Raw genomic sequence first — 16,958 nt, forward strand, 5'->3', positions numbered from 1 at the left:
ATCGCGGGGAGGAATCAACGATGCAAATACGCGTTCTGCTGGCGTCAATCGCGCTTGCGACATTCTCTATGTTGGCGCACGTCCAAGCCGCAGATGATCGCGTCAAAATCGGTGTTCTGACAGATATGAACGGCCCCTATGCAGCGATAACCGGCAAGGGGTCTGTCGTCGCGGCAGAGCTCGCGATCGAGGATTTCGGCGGGAAGGCGCTTGGCTGGCCAGTCGAGCTCGTCGTCGCCGACCACATGCAAAAGCCTGACATCGGCGCAAGCATCGCCAGAAAGTGGTACGACAACGAGGGGGTGGATGCCATCTTCGACGGCGCCGGCTCATCCGTTGCTTTGGCGATCCTGGAAATTGCGAAATCACGCAACAAGATCGTTGCATTTTCCGGCGTTGTTTCGCCCGACGTAACTGGAAAGTTGTGTGCCGAAACGATCTCGAGCTGGGCATGGGACACGCATGCGATGGTCGCGACGAGCATCAAGTCTCTGATGAAGTCCGGCGGAAAGCGCTTCTTCTTTCTGACTCTCGACGCCGCCGCAGGTCGCGCGTTGGAGGCGGACGCGACCAAGATCATCGAAGCGAACGGTGGATCCGTCGTCGGCTCCGTGAAACACCCGATCAATACTGCGGACTTCTCCTCGTTTCTTTTGCAGGCTCAGGGAGCCAAGCCAGATGTTATCGTGCTGGCCAACGCCGGTGCCGATGCAGTCAATTCACTGAAGCAGGCCGCTGAATTTGGCCTTACGTCGGGGACCAATTCGATCAAGGTGGCTGGTCTGCTTGCTATGATCAACGACATCGAAGCGCTGGGCCTTGATTTTGCGCAGGGCGTCGTCGTCTCCGAGTCATTCTACTGGGACATGAGCGACGCCACCCGAGCTTGGACAAAACGGTTCAGGGAACGCACGGGCGCGGCGCCGAACATGCTGCAGGCGGCGGTTTACAGCTCGGTGCTTCATTATCTGAAGGCGGTCGAAAGCGTCGGCAAGACCGAGGGGATTTCTGTTGCCGCGTCGATGAAGGCGGCCCCAATCAACGACATGTATTCCAAAGACGTCAGCCTGCGCGCCGATGGGCGGGCGGTTCGCGACTTCTATCTGTTTGAAGTGAAGCGCAAGTTGGAGTCGAAGGGTTCATGGGACGACTACAAGCTGCTTCAGACGTTGCCGGGAGAAGAAGCGTTTCCGGTCTTGGCCAGTCCTTGCCAGCTGCTGAGGTAAGGCACTGCGGAGAGCGTCGCATGCCGCGCTAAGCGAAATATTGGTCGACCGTTGACGGGCCGGTCGAGGATGGGGTCGAAGATCGCCGTTTAGTTAGCCGCTTCATGCGGGAAGGCCGCCGATTCTACGATGGAAAGCAAACGGCTATGGTCAGATCGAACGAGGAACATTAGTTTGTCGGCGCTGAACTACGGCGACCAAGCAGGGCGTTTCTGGTGTAGTGGCTCGGCGGGGCAATGGAGTACACCGGCTAGGCCATTGATCCGCTGGTGGGCCCGAGAGCACTCAAACCTGCAACCTGACTGTGAACAAGCACCGAAGCGGGACCCCAGCTTAGATGACCGCAATGCTTTGATGTAGCATGAGGGAATTCGTTCCGGGTGTGGTCCGGATCGGCGCCGATCGGGACCCCGGTTGTCTGCCAAGTTCACAAACTCAATCAACGGGTTGGCCCTCACGTAGCCCCGGGGTCGCCCTTCAGCGCTTGTTCACAGTCCCATCAGGGCGCTTCTCGATCCCGACCTCTCGCGGCGCGAACCGGAGGCCTTCTGCGGGGATGGCTGGAGATTCGTGACGCGGCATGCCGGGCTTGCTCCTGTCCGACGATCTATGCTGTTCGTTGATTGCCGAGGGATTCGCTCGTCTGGCCCCTCGGACCGCAGCGGCCGCTGTGCGGCGAGTTGAAGAATCTCGACGACATCCTCGGGACCCTTCACGAGCCGCGCAGAGCAAACGTTGTACGCTGCTGCGGTGCGCCCGGCCCGTCGCGATGAGACGTTCCGCGGCTATTTGAGCTGGGTGTTTGCGATCGGCAGGATGGACGCGATATGCCAACCTTCTGCATCGCGAACGAACGTTTGGCTGATGAGAAAGGCGTTGTCTTGAGGCGGTTTTCCTGGAAGGCCACGCGTGAAAACGATCGGGACAAGAATCTGCATGACATCGTCCGAGATCGTCGCTACGTGAAACTGCGACATGTCGGGTTCAAGATGCCACGTGCCCTCGTAATATTCCTTGAACCGAGCGGCGACCGCATCGCGCCCTCTGGTTTCGACGCCGCGCGAAAACCAGAGCATGCTGGGCGAATTCCAGAGCATGGATTTCACATTGTCCGCGTTATGCGCATTCTGCGCAGCAACGAATTTTGCAAAGAAGGCCCGTGCCTCGGCTTCGTCCGCGGCAGCGGATGCGTGGCCACCCGTTGCGACTGTCATGAGGACAATAAGGAGGGCTGCCCCGACCGGAGGATAGCGCATGGGGTGCGCAAATCGCCGTAGCATCGCAACGATCGACGAGTTGATGTAATTGGTCATACTAACATTGCTCCGTTTCGACGCCGCTTCGGCCGACGCGTTTGCGCGTCATCGATGCTCAGGTTGATCCAGGGTAGCGCCATCCGCACGAACGGAAGCCACCGCACTCGCTGAAAAGTTCTCGCCGGCGGGCCCCGGCAGGGTCCGCTTTCGATCAAACGGCATATCGCGCTGCCAGCGCTCCATTCATCAGGCCGCCGACGAGCGCCTGGCGCGTCTTCTGGTGGTCATCCCATACGGCCTGTTCAGGTAGCGACGGGAAAACCCAGGGCTCACCCCGGTCCAGGCCCTTCAGCGCCGCGTCCACCAGCTGTTGCGGCTTCATCACCGCGGCTGTTGGAAGATTGCTGACAGGCAAGCCGGCCTTGTTCCAGAAATCGGTGTCTATCGCAGGCGGGACAACCACCTGTACAAGGATGCCCTTGCCCGCGACCTCGCCTTGCAAGGCCTGCGAAAGGCTCACGACGTAGGCTTTGGAAGCATTGTAGACGGCGAACTCCGGCCACGGATGGAAGGCCAACACGGACGCGATGTTGACGATGGAGCCAGCGCCGCGCGCCAGGAAGCCGGGGAGCACCGCGTGGGTCAGACGAGTCAACGCGGTAATATTGACCGCTGTCGTCTCCTCCGACGCCACTGAACTCTGCGTGGCGAACGGGCCGAAGCTTGCGGTGCCGGCGTTGTTGATGAGGGCGGTGATCGCCCGATCGCCCAGGATCCGCGCCTCGATGCGCGCCAGATCCTTCGCGTCGGCGAGGTTGGCGACGAAGGTATCCACTTTGACATGTGCTTTTTGCTTGACCGTCCTAGCGACGTCGTCGAGCGCTTTCTGTTGACGACCGGCGAGGAGAAGATTGTATCCCCGTTCGGCCAAGCCGGCGGCGTAAAGGGCGCCCACGCCGCTCGTTGCACCCGTGACCACCGCGGTTCCTTTTCGATCAGACACTCGCACGCTCCTGCTGCTGCTTGGGAATAGTGGGATACGCCACTTATTATTGTTGGCATATGCCACGAATGCAAGCAGGCTTCCGAAGCATCATGGAAAAGTGAGAGAGGCGTGATCATGCCGCCAAGCGCCGTCGGCAGGTTGAGGGTACCGGCATAAGCCACCACTTCCACACCGTTCGCGGAACGATATATTGATGTTGCGACTACGGAGATCGGCCTTGAAAGACGACATCAAGCCCCTCGCGCCCAAGCCCACTGCGGGAGTGGAAATGCTGAGCTTCTGCAACAACGCTTCGCTCCGCAAAGCCGCCCGACGTCTGGGGAAGCTCTACGACGCCGTGCTGGAGCCAAGCGGCCTGAAGGCAACCCAGTTCAGCTTGCTGACGCAAACTTATGATCTTGGCAATCCAACCATGGCAGAGCTCGCCAAGAGCCTCGTGATGGATCTGTCCGCCATGCGCCATTCCCTGGGTCCACTGATGCGCGATGGTTTGGTGAAGCTTCGGGTCGAGCAAAGAGATCGCCGGGTCAAGCGGGTCGGTCTTACGCCCGCCGGGGTGGCTAAATTCGAGGAAGCAATGCTGCTCTGGCAAAAGGCGCAGGGCCGCTTTGAAAAGGCGTTCGGCTCCGCGCGCGCGGCGAAGCTCCGCTCTGAGTTGAAACTCCTGACCTCCGAAGAATTCGAGGACGCCTTCTAGGCGGCGGCTTAGACAGGCCTCGATCTTGGAGCGCTATGTATAAGCCACTCTGACTCCATTCGTCGATTCCACATCTCGATCAGAATCGATCTGTGCGCGCGCAGATAATTTCGGCCTAAGCTCCTTGGCCATATAGTCGATAAAAACCCGGGTTGCCGGCGCCATCCCACGTCGGCTCGTGAATACCATATGGACGATGCTGTCCGGCGCACGCCAAGCCGGCAAGATGTGCACCAAGCGTCCAGTGGCAAGAGCCTCCCGGGCATGGATTTCCGGAAGCAACGCAATCCCCGCCCCATCTAAGGTCGCGTCCAAAAGAACTTGAAGGTCGCTAAAGGCAAGCCTCGGTGTGAAATCTATAAAGACCTCTTCGCCTTCCTCGTGCCACAGAGTCCAACGCTCGTCGATCACTTCATCCTGGCCAGTGAGCAGCGGGCCGTTCGGAAGATCAGTGACCGCGCCGATCGGAGCGCGTCGCGACAGATGCGCCGGGTCCGCGACGAGAATTCGCCTGCTTACGCCGAGCCGCTGGACCATGAGATCTTGATTCGTGTCCAACCGTTCACGCACGCGAATCGCGACGTCGAAGCCTTCTTCCACCAGATCGACCCTCCGGTTTGAGACCGCGAGCGCCAGCCGTACCTCCGGATAAGCTGCCATGAAGCCCGAGAGCATCGGTGTCATAATGTTTGATAGCAGACCAGGTGGACACGCGACCCGCACTGTACCTCTCGGAAGCGCAATGGCCTCGGCCGCGACGACGGCGGCGGCCTCTGCGGCAGCTACTATCGTCTCGCACTGCTCGTGGACGGCCCTCCCGACGGGCGTGATCCGAAGGCCGCGAGTTGACCGCTCAATCAGACGTACTCCGTAACACTCCTCCAGCCTAGCGACCCGCTTGCTGAGCGAAGACTTGGTTACGTGCAGCGCGCGCGCTGCGGCGCTAAACCCGCCATGCTGCACGACCTTGGCGAAGGCAAACAGATCGTTGAGGTCGTGCATTTGGGAATGCTCTGCTGTCCTCGTTTGGGAAACGGCACGTTCTCGATCGCCTATCTAGTGACAATCTTATTTCCGGTCCAGACCTCCACCCATCAACAGGCCGTGCCTGGAGGTGGCCGGACATCGTCGTGCACTAGCTCTCTTGAGCATATAGATGGAGTACCAAGTCCTTGAGCAACGAATTCGACGTCCTGGTGGTAGGCGCTGGTCCCGTCGGGCTGTGGGTTGCCTGCGAACTCGCTCTAGCAAAAGTGAGCGTCGCCGTGTTGGAGCGACGCGCCGAGCCTGTCACTCAATCCCGTGCGCTGGCGATCCAAGGCCGGACCCTTGAGGTGTTCGCCCTGCGCGGGCTCGCTGATCGTTTCCTCTCGCGCGGCCACCCGATCCCAAAGGGTCATTACGCAGGGCTTGGCACTCCGTTAGATTTCTCGGTCTTCGACACGCGCTTTCCCTTTATGCTGTTCCTGCCTCAGGCAACGACCGAGGCGCTGCTCGAAGAGCGGGCGCTGGAACTTGGTGTGGATATCAGGCGTGGCCATCTCGTCGAAACAGCAGAGCCATGTGCGGACGGCGTTGTCCTTGAGGGCCGAAACGACAAGGCGTCTTTCCGTTTTTCTGCACGCTATGTCGTCGGAGCTGACGGCGCTCGTAGCTTCACGCGGCGTGCAGCCGGCATCGATTTCGCCGGCCATCCAGCACACCACGCTTTCATGCTGGCAGAGGCCGTACTCGACGCGCCACCGCCACAACCAGTGCTCACGGTGGTGAACGAAATCGGCGCCTTGTTTGTGGTGTCCTGTGGCAACGGCGTACATCACAGGGTCGTGGTGGATGCGCCCGTGTCCGCGGCGGAGCCTATACCGCTCGCTGAACTTGCAGCCACCGCGGCCCGCATCGGAGGGACAGATTTTCGCCCGCGCGATCCGATCTGGCTCACACGCTTCACCGACGAAACGCGACTCGCAGAGCGCTATCGGAAGGGCCGCATTTTCCTCGCCGGCGATGCCGCACATATCCATGCCCCAATGGGTGGCCAGGGCCTGAACGTCGGCATCCAGGACGCAGTGAACCTTGGCTGGAAGCTGGCGAGCGTTCTACGCGGCGCCGCGTCCGAAGCGTTGCTCGATACCTATGAACGCGAGCGTCGGCCGGTTGGCGAGGTGCTCCGCCGCAACACCCTCGCGCAGGTTGCTCTCTTCTGTAAATTCGATCCCTCCGCGCTTGCGCTGCGGGACGCGTTCGATGATTTCCTGCATGTGGCTGGTGTCAACCGCCAACTCGCTGCTGAGGGTTCTGGCTTCGGTGTCGCCTATCCCGACCCGCTTTTCCTGCCCGATCCGGGCTGGGAGCATCGGAACGGAGTAAGCGGACAGCGTCTTCCCGACATGGATCTCGTGCTGAAGGACGGTTCGCGGACTACACTCTATCGTTTTCTTGAGGATGGCCGCTGGGTCCGGTTGCAACGCGTCCCGGATCGAGAAACCGTTTCGAATGAGGAATGGGTCACGAGCGTTAACCTGGCACCCGAAGGCAATGATGGGTTGTTCGCTAACTTCGCTTCGGTGCTCGTGCGCCCAGACGGTTATCTTGCTCACGTGCGCCCGGACGAAATCTCTTCATTCCGCGGCTGACAGGTGGAATTGAGTTGAAAAGGGGAGCACGGCCTCACGGGCGCCCACGCGACCATTTCTGTCGAAGCACGATTGCACCCCGCTGATCGTGTGCCACGACGTGGAACGAGTTCGTTATAATTTCGACGCCGATCACAACGATTGCGCTGTCGTTGGATTGCTGAAAGATGGCGCAATCTGGACTTCGGCCGGGGTAACCGCCGGAATCGATATGGCGTTGGCCTTAATCGAGGAAGACCACGGACAGGCATTGGCCGCGCAGATAGCGCGCAATCTGGTCGTCTACTTGCGCAGGCCCGGTGGTTAGGCGCAGTTCAGCGAACCATTGGCCTTGCAACAGCAGTCAAGTCCCGGCTACTATGGGAGATTGATGGAGTTGGTGGGTTCGTCATTGAAACGTCCATGGACAATCGATGAGCTGGCAAAGACATCGGGACAGTCCCCGCGGACCTTTCAGCGGCGCTTCACCCAAACGGTCGGACAATCGCCTGCCGCGGCCATCGAACTGCTCCGGGTTTCGCGCGCCCGCATGATGCTGGAAACGACCAGCGCCCCGCCGTCAGTCGTGGCATCGCGATGCGGATTCGGATCGCAAGAGCAGATGCGACGGGCGTTCCACCGTCAACTAGGTGTTACTCCCGGATGGATACGAGAGCATTTCGGCAAATCCCGGTAATCGGTGGTTGCGCAGATCAATTCGGAAGATCATTGCAACAACGGCCAAGTGAGTGCTGCGCCGGCGGATATCTCGTAGGGCGGCTACGAAGGGCGGTACATCAGTCAGCGCCGTTCGGTCTTTTTAAACGACCTAATCACGAGCTTAGACACCAATTTGTCCGCCTCATCGTGATTTTGTCGTCGGTGAACGTTCGGACTGATCGGCCGGTCCGAAGTGACATCAACCCATCCCAAAGTTGCCGATGCCGCCGTCTTCGGCGTGCCTAATGCGGACCTCGGCGAAGAGGTGAAAGCGTTGGTGCAGCCGATGCCAAGCGTCGAGCTCGACTGGATGATGGCGAGCACGTCATCGGCCTGTATGCAAAGATCGCGGCAGCTGATAGGCGAAGGAAGCAATTGATTTCAATTCCCTTCCAACGCACGGCCGCCGGACTCTGCGTGACTTCCCGGTCCAGAAGCCGCTTTCACGACGGACTTTCCGAAGCTCCGCCCTTCGAGCATCCGGTTAAAGGCAGGTACGGCTTACTCGAAACCCTCAGTGATATCCTGCTGTTGACGGATCGTGCCGTCGTTGAGTCCGGCGATGATCTCGGTTTCGAAGTCCGGACGCAGCTCGCTGAAATTTGTGATCAGAAATCCACGTATCAGCAGACTCTTCGACCGGATTTGACGCATTGCGCCTGGTAGTCGATCCAGTCCGGAAGCGGTCGGCTCGCCGAATTGCCTCACCAGTCCGCAAATGGGCATCCGCGCATGCGCGTGGAGTAACGGCCACACGGCGGCGAAGACCGCGCCCCCACGTTCTCGAAGTAGACGTCAATACCGCTCAGACACGCTTTCGCCAGCAGTTTCTCGAATTCGTCGGACCGATGGTCGATGGCGGCATCGAAGCCTCGCTCGTTCCTGATGAACTCGCACTTCTCATGGCCTCCGACAATGCCGAGGGCACGGACGCCTACCTTTCGCGCAAGTTAGCCGACGAGCGCACCGACACCACCGCTCGCCGCCGCGACGACGACCGTTTCTCCCGGTTTTGGCCGGCCGATTTCACGCAGGCCGACATAGGCCGCGAAGCCGCCGATCCCGAGAACTCCGAGCGAGGACGTCACCGGCACCACCTTCGGATCGATCTTGCGCACCCCATCGCCTTTCGAAAGCGTCAGCGTCCGCCATCCTGTGTAAGCAAGAACGATGTCTCCGACCTGGAAGTCGGGACGACGAGATGACACGACCTGACAGATACTCTGGCCGACAATCACGTCTCCGATGTTCAGATGTGGAGCATAGGATTTGACCGGCTCCATTCTGGCTCGCATGTAGGGATCGAGCGACAGGTATTTCGTGCGCAGAAGGATTTCTCCTTCGCCGGGATCCGCAACGGCTACCGTTTCGATACGAAGATCTGTTTCCTTGACACTGCCTTCCGGGTGGGCCGCCAAGACAATCCTTTTCGCTACCCGATCTCCCATATGAACTCCATCTCGGGTCGTAACAGGAAGACGCTTCCGCGTCCTTTGTAACGCCAATGTTGACGCCGTCTGCGCCAGGATCCGCGGCGCGCATGTCTGCTTTAGACGCCCCTCGCTCAACAGACGTTATCGTCAATCATTCCCAGACATTCGCTACCGTAATCACAGCCCATGATGCCACGCTTCCGCGTGCAACAAATATCCGTCGCCTTGGCGCGCCACGTGGTGGAAGCCCGGGAAATGCAGATGCATTCCCGCCACCAGCAACCTGTCGGTCGCGACCTGATCGAGTATCTTCTTGCGCGACCTCACCGCCTGCTCGTAGTCCACGTCAAAATTCGTTCCGGCGTCGGGCAAGGCAACCTGAACCTCGGGCACATGAACGACGTCGCCCCAGATGAGCAGTTGCTGTCCTGCGGATGAGATCATGTATCCGGTGTGGCCCGGCGTGTGCCCCGGAATGAATACCGCGTCGATGCCGGGGAGCACTTCTCCGCCCACAAATAGCCGCGTCCGCGCCTTGTAAGGTGCAATCTGGCTGCGCGAATGTTCGAACATCGCCTTGACGCGATCATTGGGCGCGCGCGCCATCTCGCCATCGTCCAGCCAATAGCGCGGTTCGGCCTGGTGCATGACGAGCTCTGCGTTGGAAAAGAAAGGCTTGCCGGTCTCGGTATTGGTAAGGCCGGCGGAATGGTCAGGATGCATATGGGTCAGCAGAACCGACCTGACATCCTGCGGCCTCAACCCGGCCGCCGCGAGGTTTCGAATCAGAAAACCATTCGTCGGCGACAGCGACCCTCCGGTACCGGTATCGATGAGCACCGGACCAACCTTGGTGTGTACGATGAACGCGTTGATGCTGATCCTGCGCACGGGACGGAAGGCACCGACCAAGATCTCCCTCGCCCGATCGGCATCGACGTTCCGCAATATGTCGAGGTTTCCGTCGTTGTAGCCGTCGCTTATCGCAGTGACGACGATATCGCCGATCTTGCGGTGATAGACTCCTGGAATTTGCTGCGCAGGAGATGAATTCATGTCTTTTCAACTCCGATTAGATTTAGGTGGACACTACCTTGTTTCCATGAACTGTAGTGTCAACAGGTTTTGCGGTCAACGGGGCGCGCGTGCGATGACGCGCGCTCCGAAAGTGAGGAGCTATTCGGAATCAGCGTCCAGAACCTCGCCGAACAATTCCCACGTCGATCCATTCCAACGCTGAAGCTGAAGCTGCGTCCAAGCTTTGCTGTTCGTCTCGCTCGTATTGATCTTGATGCCGGGCAGAACTGTCGGAAGCACTAAGTCCCTAAAGTTTCTCGCTTGCTTAAGAACGTTTTCGCGCGAGAGATCGTCGCCGCACTGCCGCAGGAGTTGCTCGAGAAGCATACCCTGACGATAGCCGATCAGATATCCCGTGTCCGCGATATCCGCCCCAGGGAGGTATTTGCCCATAATCGCCCGATAATTCGCTATGTCAGGATCGTTGCTCCATTTCGGATCTGTGGGGTCCTTTGAAAACGTGCCCGTGACCACCCCGACCGCATTGTCGACACCGGCAGGAATGATCGTGCCGGCCGTGGAGCCTGAGGGGAAGTTGATGATCGTGAGCGGCTTCCATCCGATCTCCCTTGAACGACGGATGGACTGGGCAGCAAATTTGCCCGTTCCAGCGATGAAGAGTGCCTCGGCCTGCGCACTCTTGAAGTTGATTATGTGCGACTCGATCGTCGGCTCAGACACCTCGTAAGCCGCTACCACGGCGCGCCGAGCGAACTCCTCACCGAAGACCGCCTTGAATGCCGACAAATATCCCTTACCGAAATCGTCGTTCTGATAGAGGACCGCAATCTTCGCATTGGGAGACAGGGTCTTCTTCACGTACTTCGCGTAGATGCGTCCTTCGATGTCGAAGCTCGGGAGAGCTGTCGTAATGTAAGGATAGTCACGGAATTGCGTGAAGGCAGGAGCGCCGGTTAGAATGGCGATATTGGGCACTTTGCGCGCCGCCAGATATTTCGCAGTTGCCGCAGTGCTGGGCGTTCCGAGCTGGCTGAAGAGGAATGCGATCTCGTCGCTTTCGACCAAACGCCGAATCTGCTCCACGGCCTTCGGTGGACTATATGCGTCGTCCAGCGCGATATAGTTTATCTTTCGCCCTCCGACGCCGCCCTTGTCGTTGAGATAGCTTACATAGGCCAGCAGCCCCTTCCCGGTTGATCCGACGCTCGACACCGGGCCGCTAAACGGAAAAGTACCCCCCACCTTGATCTCGGTCGCCGTGACACCGGGCGCATTCTCGGCGAAGGCGAGTGACGCCCACAGCGCGGATGTTGCCGCAGCAAGTCCTGCCCATTTCAACATATGATTCCTCCTCGGGGTTCTGGGTTGGCACGCTTCATTCCGCTCGATCGGCGGCGAGCACGCGCGCGACTGCCGCACGCTTCTTCATTGCTTCGTAATGTCGCTTGCAATTGGCCGGCATCGGCATCGAAAACTGCTCCGCCCATCGCTCGACGTAGAAAAGCGCTGCATCGGCGTAGCTGTATCGATCCGCGACGTAAGACTTGCCCGAGAGACCCGCGTCAATGATCTCGAAGCCTCTCGTCACGATGCGTCTTCCGGCAGCAACGATATCTTCGCGTTGCGCTGCTGGCCCGTACACCATCGGAACGATCATCCGGCTGAAGCCTCGCATGTGGACCGTTCCAACGACGTAGTCCAACAGCTCCGTCGCTCGGGCTTCTGGCTCGGGATCCGCTGGCAACAAAGCCGCTTCTGGATTCGTACGCGAGAGCCAACGTGCGATAGCCCCAAACTCCGTCAGCACGGAGTTGTCGTCCCGGACAAGGGTCGGCACCTTGGATTTCGGATTGATGGAGGCGAAGGGAGGCTGATATTGCTCGCCTGCGCGCAGATCGACCGACACGATTTCGTAGGGCTTGCCGATTTCCTCGAGCAAGATACGTATGCCGACCGCACTTGTGTTAGGAGCGTAGTAGAGCTTCATAGACCCCCCAAGATCCGAGACGAGCGAGGTGAACAACCTCGACGTGGGATGAACAAATATCGCGGCGACTGCCGAAGGCGGCTTTTAGCGCGAGCTCCGCGCTACAATGCTTGCCGATTAAGAGTTGCGGTACGACGCAGAACTCATGCATGACGCTCGCTCCTTTAATTCCAAGCGCAATACCGTGGCGATGAGGAAATCCGCCGCACAAGACGGCGTGGCTGTTCTTGGTCCGCTTGCTCCGCTTCACAACTGCACCAGGTTCGGACCATGGATCGGCGCATGGGTCCGATCCGCTTTTGGATACCTGGCTTCGTTGCTTTCGCGAAGTTCGTCACCTATACATGGAAACATATCTGTTTCCATCGTGCAAGGCAAGGGACGGTTTCGGATGCAGTCAGCGAGTCACCTCGATCGACGAACACGCCAGCTCTTGGACGAGCCCGTGGTTCCCACGCTTTTGATGTTGGCGATTCCGAACGCATTGGTCATGTTCGCTCAGCTATCGATCGGTCTGGTCGAGATGTATTTTCTCGCCCGGCTCGGCGTCGATGTCTTGGCCGGTGTTTCTCTGGTCGTTCCGGTGCTTTCCTGGATCGGCGCCTTGTCGCAAGGCGCCGTCGGCGGCGGTGTCGTTACGGCCATCGCTCGCGCACTCGGCCGGGGGGACCGTGAGGGCGCCGGCAGACTAGTGTGGGGCGCGTTGGCGCTGTCCATCGGTTTAGGTTCGCTAACAACAGCGGCCGTGCTGTGGTTCGGTCCCAGCTTCTACGAAAGCATGGGCGCGCATGGCGCATCGCTTTCGGCAGCTCTCGTCTATTCGCATCTGATCTTCGGCGGGGCCATCCTGATCTGGACGTTCAACCTGATGTTGGCGGCCGTACGCGGCACAGGCAACATGGCGCTGCCCCTGATTGTCGTTTGCGGCGGCGCCGTCATCCTTGTTCCGCTGTCTGCCGTCCTGATCTTCGGCTACGCCCATTTTCCGGCCTTCGGAGTGCGCGGCGGGGCCATCGCCATTCTCATCTATTACGCGATAGGAAGCCTCATCTTCATCTTTCATCTTTGGAGAAGAAGCGGCGTTCTACGTCCGCCCTACGTGCCACCCCGCCTGGAATGGACGCCAATTCGCGAGATTCTCCGGATCGGCGGCTTGTCGGCAATCGTGAGTTCGACCACCAATCTCACGATCGCGATCGTCACCGGCTTCGTCGCCGTGGCAGGCGTCGGAGCACTCGCAGGATATGGAGCCGGCGCACGCCTCGAATTCCTTTTGGTTCCCTTGTCATACGGAATAGGTGGGCCCGCAGGCATTATGATCGGCACGAATATCGGAGCTGGGCGCATAGATCGCGCTTTGCGAGTAGCCTGGACGACGGTTCTGCTGGCCGGCCTGACCGCCGAGAGCGTCGGACTTGCGGCAGCGATATGGCCGGAAGTTTGGATCGGTGCATTCAGCAGGGATACTGGGGTTATTGTCGCCGGCTCAGACTACCTCAGGACAGTCGGCCCGATGTTCGGCTTTTTCGGCATCGGATACGCAATGTATTGCGTCGGTCAGGGCACAGGCGGGATGAGATGGCCGGTTGCGGGTGCCTGCTTGCGTGCGGCGGTGGCCATCCTGGGAGGACTAGGCTGTCTCCATGCCGGAGCAAGCGTGCACTGGATATTCCTGTCGGTCGCGGTCGGCATGGCGAGTTTCGGTTGCTTCGCCCTGCCGGGATTGATCAGGCAAAGCGGATTCGGCCCTAACGAGAGCGCGACGAAATGCCCGGCATAGGATGGGCGTGATTATAGCTCCTCTGAAAGAGGTCACTGCACGCCATTGAGGAGCTGCCACTCTTCCGGAGACAGGGTAGGCAATTCGATGACGTCGTTCGTCCTGACGTAGCTCCCGGCCGAGCTACGACCGACCAGGCGCAAGCCTCGCGTGTCGACCCAACCTCGCTCGCGGTCAATGACCAAGCCGTCCTGGACATGCATCAATAGGACTTCACCCAACACAAGCGTTCGCATTGTGCCCAGTTTGACGGTCTGCATCAGGCGACACTCAAAGGCGACCTTGCTTTCGCCGATTCTCGGTGGCCTGACCATGGTCGATGGGACGGCCGTCAGACCCGCTACCGCGAATTCGTCGACATCAGGTCCGAATTCGATGGCAGACACATCTGCTCCAGATTATCGTCGCTCACGAGGTTGACGACGAATTGTCCCGATCTCGCGATGTTACGGCCGGTGTCCTTCGGATCTCCAGGCGATCGATGCAGGATGGAAAACCCGACAATCGCCGGATCTTCGCCGAACGCGTTAAAGAACGAGAACGGAGCGGCATTGGTGCGACCGGCCTCGTCAAGCGTTGAAACCCAGGCGATGGGCCGGGGCGTCACGGTCGCAGACAAAAGCTTGTATCTGATCTTGGGGTCAATCTCGGTAAATCTGAATTCCATGTCGATGTCCGCCGGTCGCGACTCCGTATCCGACCTAGGTCGGAGAAGACCGACCCTTGCCTAATACAGCTGCATTGTCCTCGCCGAGCGAAGGAGCACGCCGGCGCACCGGCGGCCGAACACCGTTGATGCTCCACGGCGCGGAAACGAGTGGCATTTCGAGGTCCGGCGGCGACTGAAATATCCCTAAGGCCTGGACCTGAGGATGTCGAAATGCCTCCGCCGGGTCGAGTATCGGCGCGCAGGGGATTCCGTTCGATCCCAACAATTCAACCCATTCGTCGCGTTTCCTGGTCGAAAGCGCCTCCCCCATCATCGCTTCGAGAACACTTCGGTTTGCGACGCGCGCCGAGTTCCTGGCGAAGCGCTCGTCGCTTGCCCATTCACCGCGACCGATCAGCTTTGCGAACGCAGCGAACAGGCCATCGCCGGCAAGGCCGAGCATGATCGGCCGATCGGCCGTCGGGAACACGCCATAAGGAACGACTTGCGCGGAACCATTGCCGGGACGACGCGGAGAACGTCCACTGGCGACATACTGCGCGAACGCGCCGTCGCGCCAAAACAGCGCAGCTTCCAGCAGCGAAGTCTCGACGATGCTGCCCTTGCCTGTTTTGACGCGATCGTGTAGCGCGGCGAGGATGGCTATTGCCGCCCACATCCCGGCGCCTTTGTCGACAAGCGCGTCGGCGACGAGCAGCGGCTCCCCGTCGGGCTCGCCATTGCCGAACATCTGGCTCGATAGCGCCTGGGCAAGACCGTCATAGGCGCTCCAGGTCCGCCAAGGTCCCTTCGATCCGTAGGCGCCGATCGCGCAATAGACCAAGCGAGAGTTCTGCGCGAGCGCTTCCGGCCCCGACAGCCCGAGCGATTCGGCGACCCCTGGACGCATGTTGTGAACGAAGACATCCGCCTCCGCGACCAGCCTCTTGAGCTGGTCGCGGTCCTTGGCGTTCTTGAGCTCGAGCGTGACCGACAGCTTGTTGCGATTGATCGCCTGGAATCTGGCGCCCATGCCGTGGATCACGGGAGGCGACCAGCCGCGCGCGTCATCGCCGCCATTCGGCTTTTCGATCTTGATGACCTCCGCGCCGAGGTCGCCGAAGATCGTACCCGTCACGGGTCCGGCGATATTGGAACAAGCTTCGACGACCTTGATGCCGCTCATTGGCATGATGGCACGGCCTCCTTGTTGGACGAACGATGACGTTCCGTGCAGTTCGCCTAGGCCGGCGAGAGCACGTGGATAGTGCGGCTTTCGATCAGGTCCTTGACCTTGGCCTGATATTCCAACGTGTGAGCCGCCTTGGCGTGGGCCTTCAGATGGGCGGCCGACTCCCATTTTTCGACCACGACAAACGTGTCGTCGCCGAATGGCGCCAACGCACCGAAGCCCGCCGCGTCGACGAACGCCGAATATTCGATGCAGCCCTGCTCGGCATGCACCGCGGGCACGTTCGCCTTGAACGCCTTGAGCACGGCGTCCCGCTGACCTGTCTTCGCAACGATTTCCACGACTACCTGGATCATCTCTTGGTCCCAATTTTTCTGCGACGGATTCTTTTCAGCACGGTTCGGCTCCTCTACCGCGGATCGGCTCGTCGCGCTTCGCCATCCACGAAACGATGTTCGAAACGGTGTCCTGATAAAATGTCCGGTAGAGATCGTCTGCGACGTACCCGATATGCGGCGTCGCGAGCACATTCGGCAGCGACCGGAACGGATGCTCCGCCGACAGCGGCTCCCGATCGAAAACATCGACCGCGGCGCCCGCGATCCGGCCTGCCCGCAACGCTTCGATCAGGGCGCTTTCATCGACGATCGGACCTCGTGACGTGTTGACGAGCCATGCGGACGATTTCATCAGGCCGATCTCGGGCTTTCCGACCAGCCCGCGCGACCTGTCGCTGAGGATGAGATGTACGGAGATGATGTCCGAGGCACGGAACAGCTCTTCCTTGGTCGCCAACGTCACACCGTGTTCGGCCGCATTCTCGGTGGTGAGATTCTGGCTCCAGGCGACCACCTTCATGCCGAACGCAAGACCGACACGTGCGACACCGGCGCCGACCCGCCCGAGCCCAACGATGCCCAGCGTCTTGCCGTGCAGACCGACGCCAAGCGTCTTCTGCCACTGACCGGCGCGCACTGCCTGGGCTTCGGTCACGATGTTGCGCGCGCTCGCCAGGATCAGGCCCCAGGTCAACTCGATCGTCGGGTAGGAATTGTAGCCGGTGTTGACGATTTCGATGCCGCGCGCCCGGGCGGCACCGACGTCGATCGATGCGTTTCGCGGACCGGTCGACGCGATCAGTTTCAAGGCCGGCAGGCGAGCGATGATTTCCGCCGTCAACGGTGTGCGTTCCCGCATCACGCAGACGACATCGAACGGCGCAAGTCGCGCAATCAGCGCGTCGGCGTCGGCAGCATGATCGTTGAAGAACGTAAGCTCGGCCGACGCGGGCAGCAGAGACCAATTGGCGCACTTGGCGGCGACGTTCTGATAATCGTCGAGTATTGCGACCTTCATGGGAGC

At 59.9% G+C, this 16,958-nt stretch carries 15 protein-coding genes and 3 pseudogenes; 5 read left to right on the forward strand and 13 right to left on the reverse strand.

All coding sequences use genetic code 11. From position 1 onward, the window contains the following. The first annotated feature begins 20 nt into the window (after positions 1-20). Positions 21-1,226, forward strand: coding sequence for an ABC transporter substrate-binding protein (locus LRP30_RS41350; RefSeq protein WP_249758540.1), 1,206 nt, complete (start codon positions 21-23; stop codon positions 1,224-1,226). A gap of 785 nt (positions 1,227-2,011) precedes the next feature. Here LRP30_RS41350 and LRP30_RS41355 read toward each other — a convergent pair. After that, positions 2,012-2,539 (reverse strand): nuclear transport factor 2 family protein, encoded by a 528-nt coding sequence (locus LRP30_RS41355; protein WP_249758541.1) that lies wholly within the window; start codon positions 2,537-2,539, stop codon positions 2,012-2,014. A gap of 154 nt (positions 2,540-2,693) precedes the next feature. Beyond that, a complete protein-coding gene (locus tag LRP30_RS41360) occupies positions 2,694-3,485 on the reverse strand; it encodes an SDR family oxidoreductase (RefSeq protein WP_249758542.1) in 792 nt (263 codons plus the stop codon). 220 nt (positions 3,486-3,705) lie between these two features. Between LRP30_RS41360 and LRP30_RS41365 the strand changes: the two genes are divergently transcribed. Next, positions 3,706-4,185: a MarR family winged helix-turn-helix transcriptional regulator gene (locus LRP30_RS41365; protein WP_249758543.1), complete on the forward strand. Its 480-nt coding sequence runs from the start codon at positions 3,706-3,708 to the stop codon at positions 4,183-4,185. A 33-nt stretch (positions 4,186-4,218) separates the two neighbouring features. Here LRP30_RS41365 and LRP30_RS41370 read toward each other — a convergent pair whose 3' ends face one another. Further along, positions 4,219-5,187, reverse strand: a complete 969-nt coding sequence (locus LRP30_RS41370; RefSeq protein WP_249758544.1) for a LysR family transcriptional regulator — start codon at positions 5,185-5,187, stop codon at positions 4,219-4,221. A gap of 170 nt (positions 5,188-5,357) precedes the next feature. Here LRP30_RS41370 and LRP30_RS41375 point away from each other — a divergent pair, with 170 nt between their 5' ends. After that, a complete protein-coding gene (locus LRP30_RS41375) occupies positions 5,358-6,818 on the forward strand; it encodes an FAD-dependent oxidoreductase (protein WP_249758545.1) in 1,461 nt (486 codons plus the stop codon). Positions 6,819-6,858: 40 nt separating this feature from the next. Here the strand turns inward: LRP30_RS41375 and LRP30_RS41380 are convergent. Then, positions 6,859-6,987, reverse strand: a pseudogene (locus LRP30_RS41380) (IS110 family transposase); the annotation flags it as partial. Between the two features lie 732 nt (positions 6,988-7,719). Between LRP30_RS41380 and LRP30_RS41385 the strand changes: the two are divergent. Continuing rightward, positions 7,720-7,806: pseudogene (locus LRP30_RS41385) on the forward strand (hypothetical protein); the annotation flags it as partial. 92 nt (positions 7,807-7,898) lie between these two features. Here the strand turns inward: LRP30_RS41385 and LRP30_RS41390 are convergent. From LRP30_RS41390 to LRP30_RS41405, 4 genes and pseudogenes are all read right to left on the reverse strand, one after another. Continuing rightward, a pseudogene (locus LRP30_RS41390) lies at positions 7,899-8,965 on the reverse strand (NADP-dependent oxidoreductase). A gap of 162 nt (positions 8,966-9,127) precedes the next feature. Further along, complete coding sequence (locus tag LRP30_RS41395) at positions 9,128-10,006, reverse strand: MBL fold metallo-hydrolase (protein ID WP_249758546.1); 879 nt, start codon at positions 10,004-10,006, stop codon at positions 9,128-9,130. A 120-nt stretch (positions 10,007-10,126) separates the two neighbouring features. Then, complete coding sequence (locus LRP30_RS41400) at positions 10,127-11,329, reverse strand: ABC transporter substrate-binding protein (RefSeq protein WP_249758547.1); 1,203 nt, start codon at positions 11,327-11,329, stop codon at positions 10,127-10,129. A 34-nt stretch (positions 11,330-11,363) separates the two neighbouring features. Next, positions 11,364-11,975 carry a glutathione S-transferase family protein gene (locus LRP30_RS41405; RefSeq protein ID WP_249758548.1) on the reverse strand — a complete coding sequence of 204 codons (612 nt, stop codon included), beginning with the start codon at positions 11,973-11,975 and terminating at the stop codon, positions 11,364-11,366. A 445-nt stretch (positions 11,976-12,420) separates the two neighbouring features. On the opposite strand from LRP30_RS41405, the gene LRP30_RS41410 reads away from it, so the two are divergent. Beyond that, positions 12,421-13,755 carry an MATE family efflux transporter gene (locus LRP30_RS41410; protein WP_249758549.1) on the forward strand — a complete coding sequence of 445 codons (1,335 nt, stop codon included), beginning with the start codon at positions 12,421-12,423 and terminating at the stop codon, positions 13,753-13,755. Positions 13,756-13,787: 32 nt separating this feature from the next. On the opposite strand, the gene LRP30_RS45155 is transcribed toward LRP30_RS41410, so the two are convergent. From LRP30_RS45155 to LRP30_RS41430, 5 genes are read right to left on the reverse strand one after another with little or no spacing between them, the layout of a single operon-like run. Further along, a complete protein-coding gene (locus LRP30_RS45155) occupies positions 13,788-14,141 on the reverse strand; it encodes a flavin reductase (protein WP_256477647.1) in 354 nt (117 codons plus the stop codon). Further along, a complete protein-coding gene (locus LRP30_RS45160) occupies positions 14,096-14,422 on the reverse strand; it encodes a flavin reductase family protein (RefSeq protein WP_256477648.1) in 327 nt (108 codons plus the stop codon). Before LRP30_RS45160 ends, LRP30_RS45155 begins: the two co-directional genes overlap by 46 nt. 34 nt (positions 14,423-14,456) lie before the next feature. After that, a complete protein-coding gene (locus tag LRP30_RS41420; protein WP_249758550.1) occupies positions 14,457-15,596 on the reverse strand; it encodes a CoA transferase in 1,140 nt (379 codons plus the stop codon). Positions 15,597-15,646: 50 nt separating this feature from the next. After that, complete coding sequence (locus tag LRP30_RS41425) at positions 15,647-15,952, reverse strand: antibiotic biosynthesis monooxygenase (RefSeq protein WP_249758551.1); 306 nt, start codon at positions 15,950-15,952, stop codon at positions 15,647-15,649. A 34-nt stretch (positions 15,953-15,986) separates the two neighbouring features. Then, positions 15,987-16,952 (reverse strand): D-2-hydroxyacid dehydrogenase family protein, encoded by a 966-nt coding sequence (locus LRP30_RS41430; protein ID WP_249758552.1) that lies wholly within the window; start codon positions 16,950-16,952, stop codon positions 15,987-15,989. Between the last annotated feature and the right edge of the window lie 6 nt (positions 16,953-16,958).

This window comes from Bradyrhizobium sp. C-145, assembly GCF_023375135.1.
Taxonomy (GTDB): domain Bacteria; phylum Pseudomonadota; class Alphaproteobacteria; order Rhizobiales; family Xanthobacteraceae; genus Bradyrhizobium; species Bradyrhizobium zhanjiangense.

Bases quoted from the DNA above. Each gene is read 5' to 3' on its own strand.
- LRP30_RS45160 (WP_256477648.1), bottom strand. From the start codon at position 14,422: ATGGAATTCAGATTTACCGAGATTGACCCCAAGATCAGATACAAGCTT.
- LRP30_RS41355 (WP_249758541.1), bottom strand. From the start codon at position 2,539: ATGACCAATTACATCAACTCGTCGATCGTTGCGATGCTACGGCGATTT.
- LRP30_RS41350 (WP_249758540.1), top strand. From the start codon at position 21: ATGCAAATACGCGTTCTGCTGGCGTCAATCGCGCTTGCGACATTCTCT.
- LRP30_RS41425 (WP_249758551.1), bottom strand. From the start codon at position 15,952: ATGATCCAGGTAGTCGTGGAAATCGTTGCGAAGACAGGTCAGCGGGAC.
- LRP30_RS41405 (WP_249758548.1), bottom strand. From the start codon at position 11,975: ATGAAGCTCTACTACGCTCCTAACACAAGTGCGGTCGGCATACGTATC.
- LRP30_RS41430 (WP_249758552.1), bottom strand. From the start codon at position 16,952: ATGAAGGTCGCAATACTCGACGATTATCAGAACGTCGCCGCCAAGTGC.
- LRP30_RS41420 (WP_249758550.1), bottom strand. From the start codon at position 15,596: ATGCCAATGAGCGGCATCAAGGTCGTCGAAGCTTGTTCCAATATCGCC.
- LRP30_RS41395 (WP_249758546.1), bottom strand. From the start codon at position 10,006: ATGAATTCATCTCCTGCGCAGCAAATTCCAGGAGTCTATCACCGCAAG.
- LRP30_RS41400 (WP_249758547.1), bottom strand. From the start codon at position 11,329: ATGTTGAAATGGGCAGGACTTGCTGCGGCAACATCCGCGCTGTGGGCG.
- LRP30_RS41370 (WP_249758544.1), bottom strand. From the start codon at position 5,187: ATGCACGACCTCAACGATCTGTTTGCCTTCGCCAAGGTCGTGCAGCAT.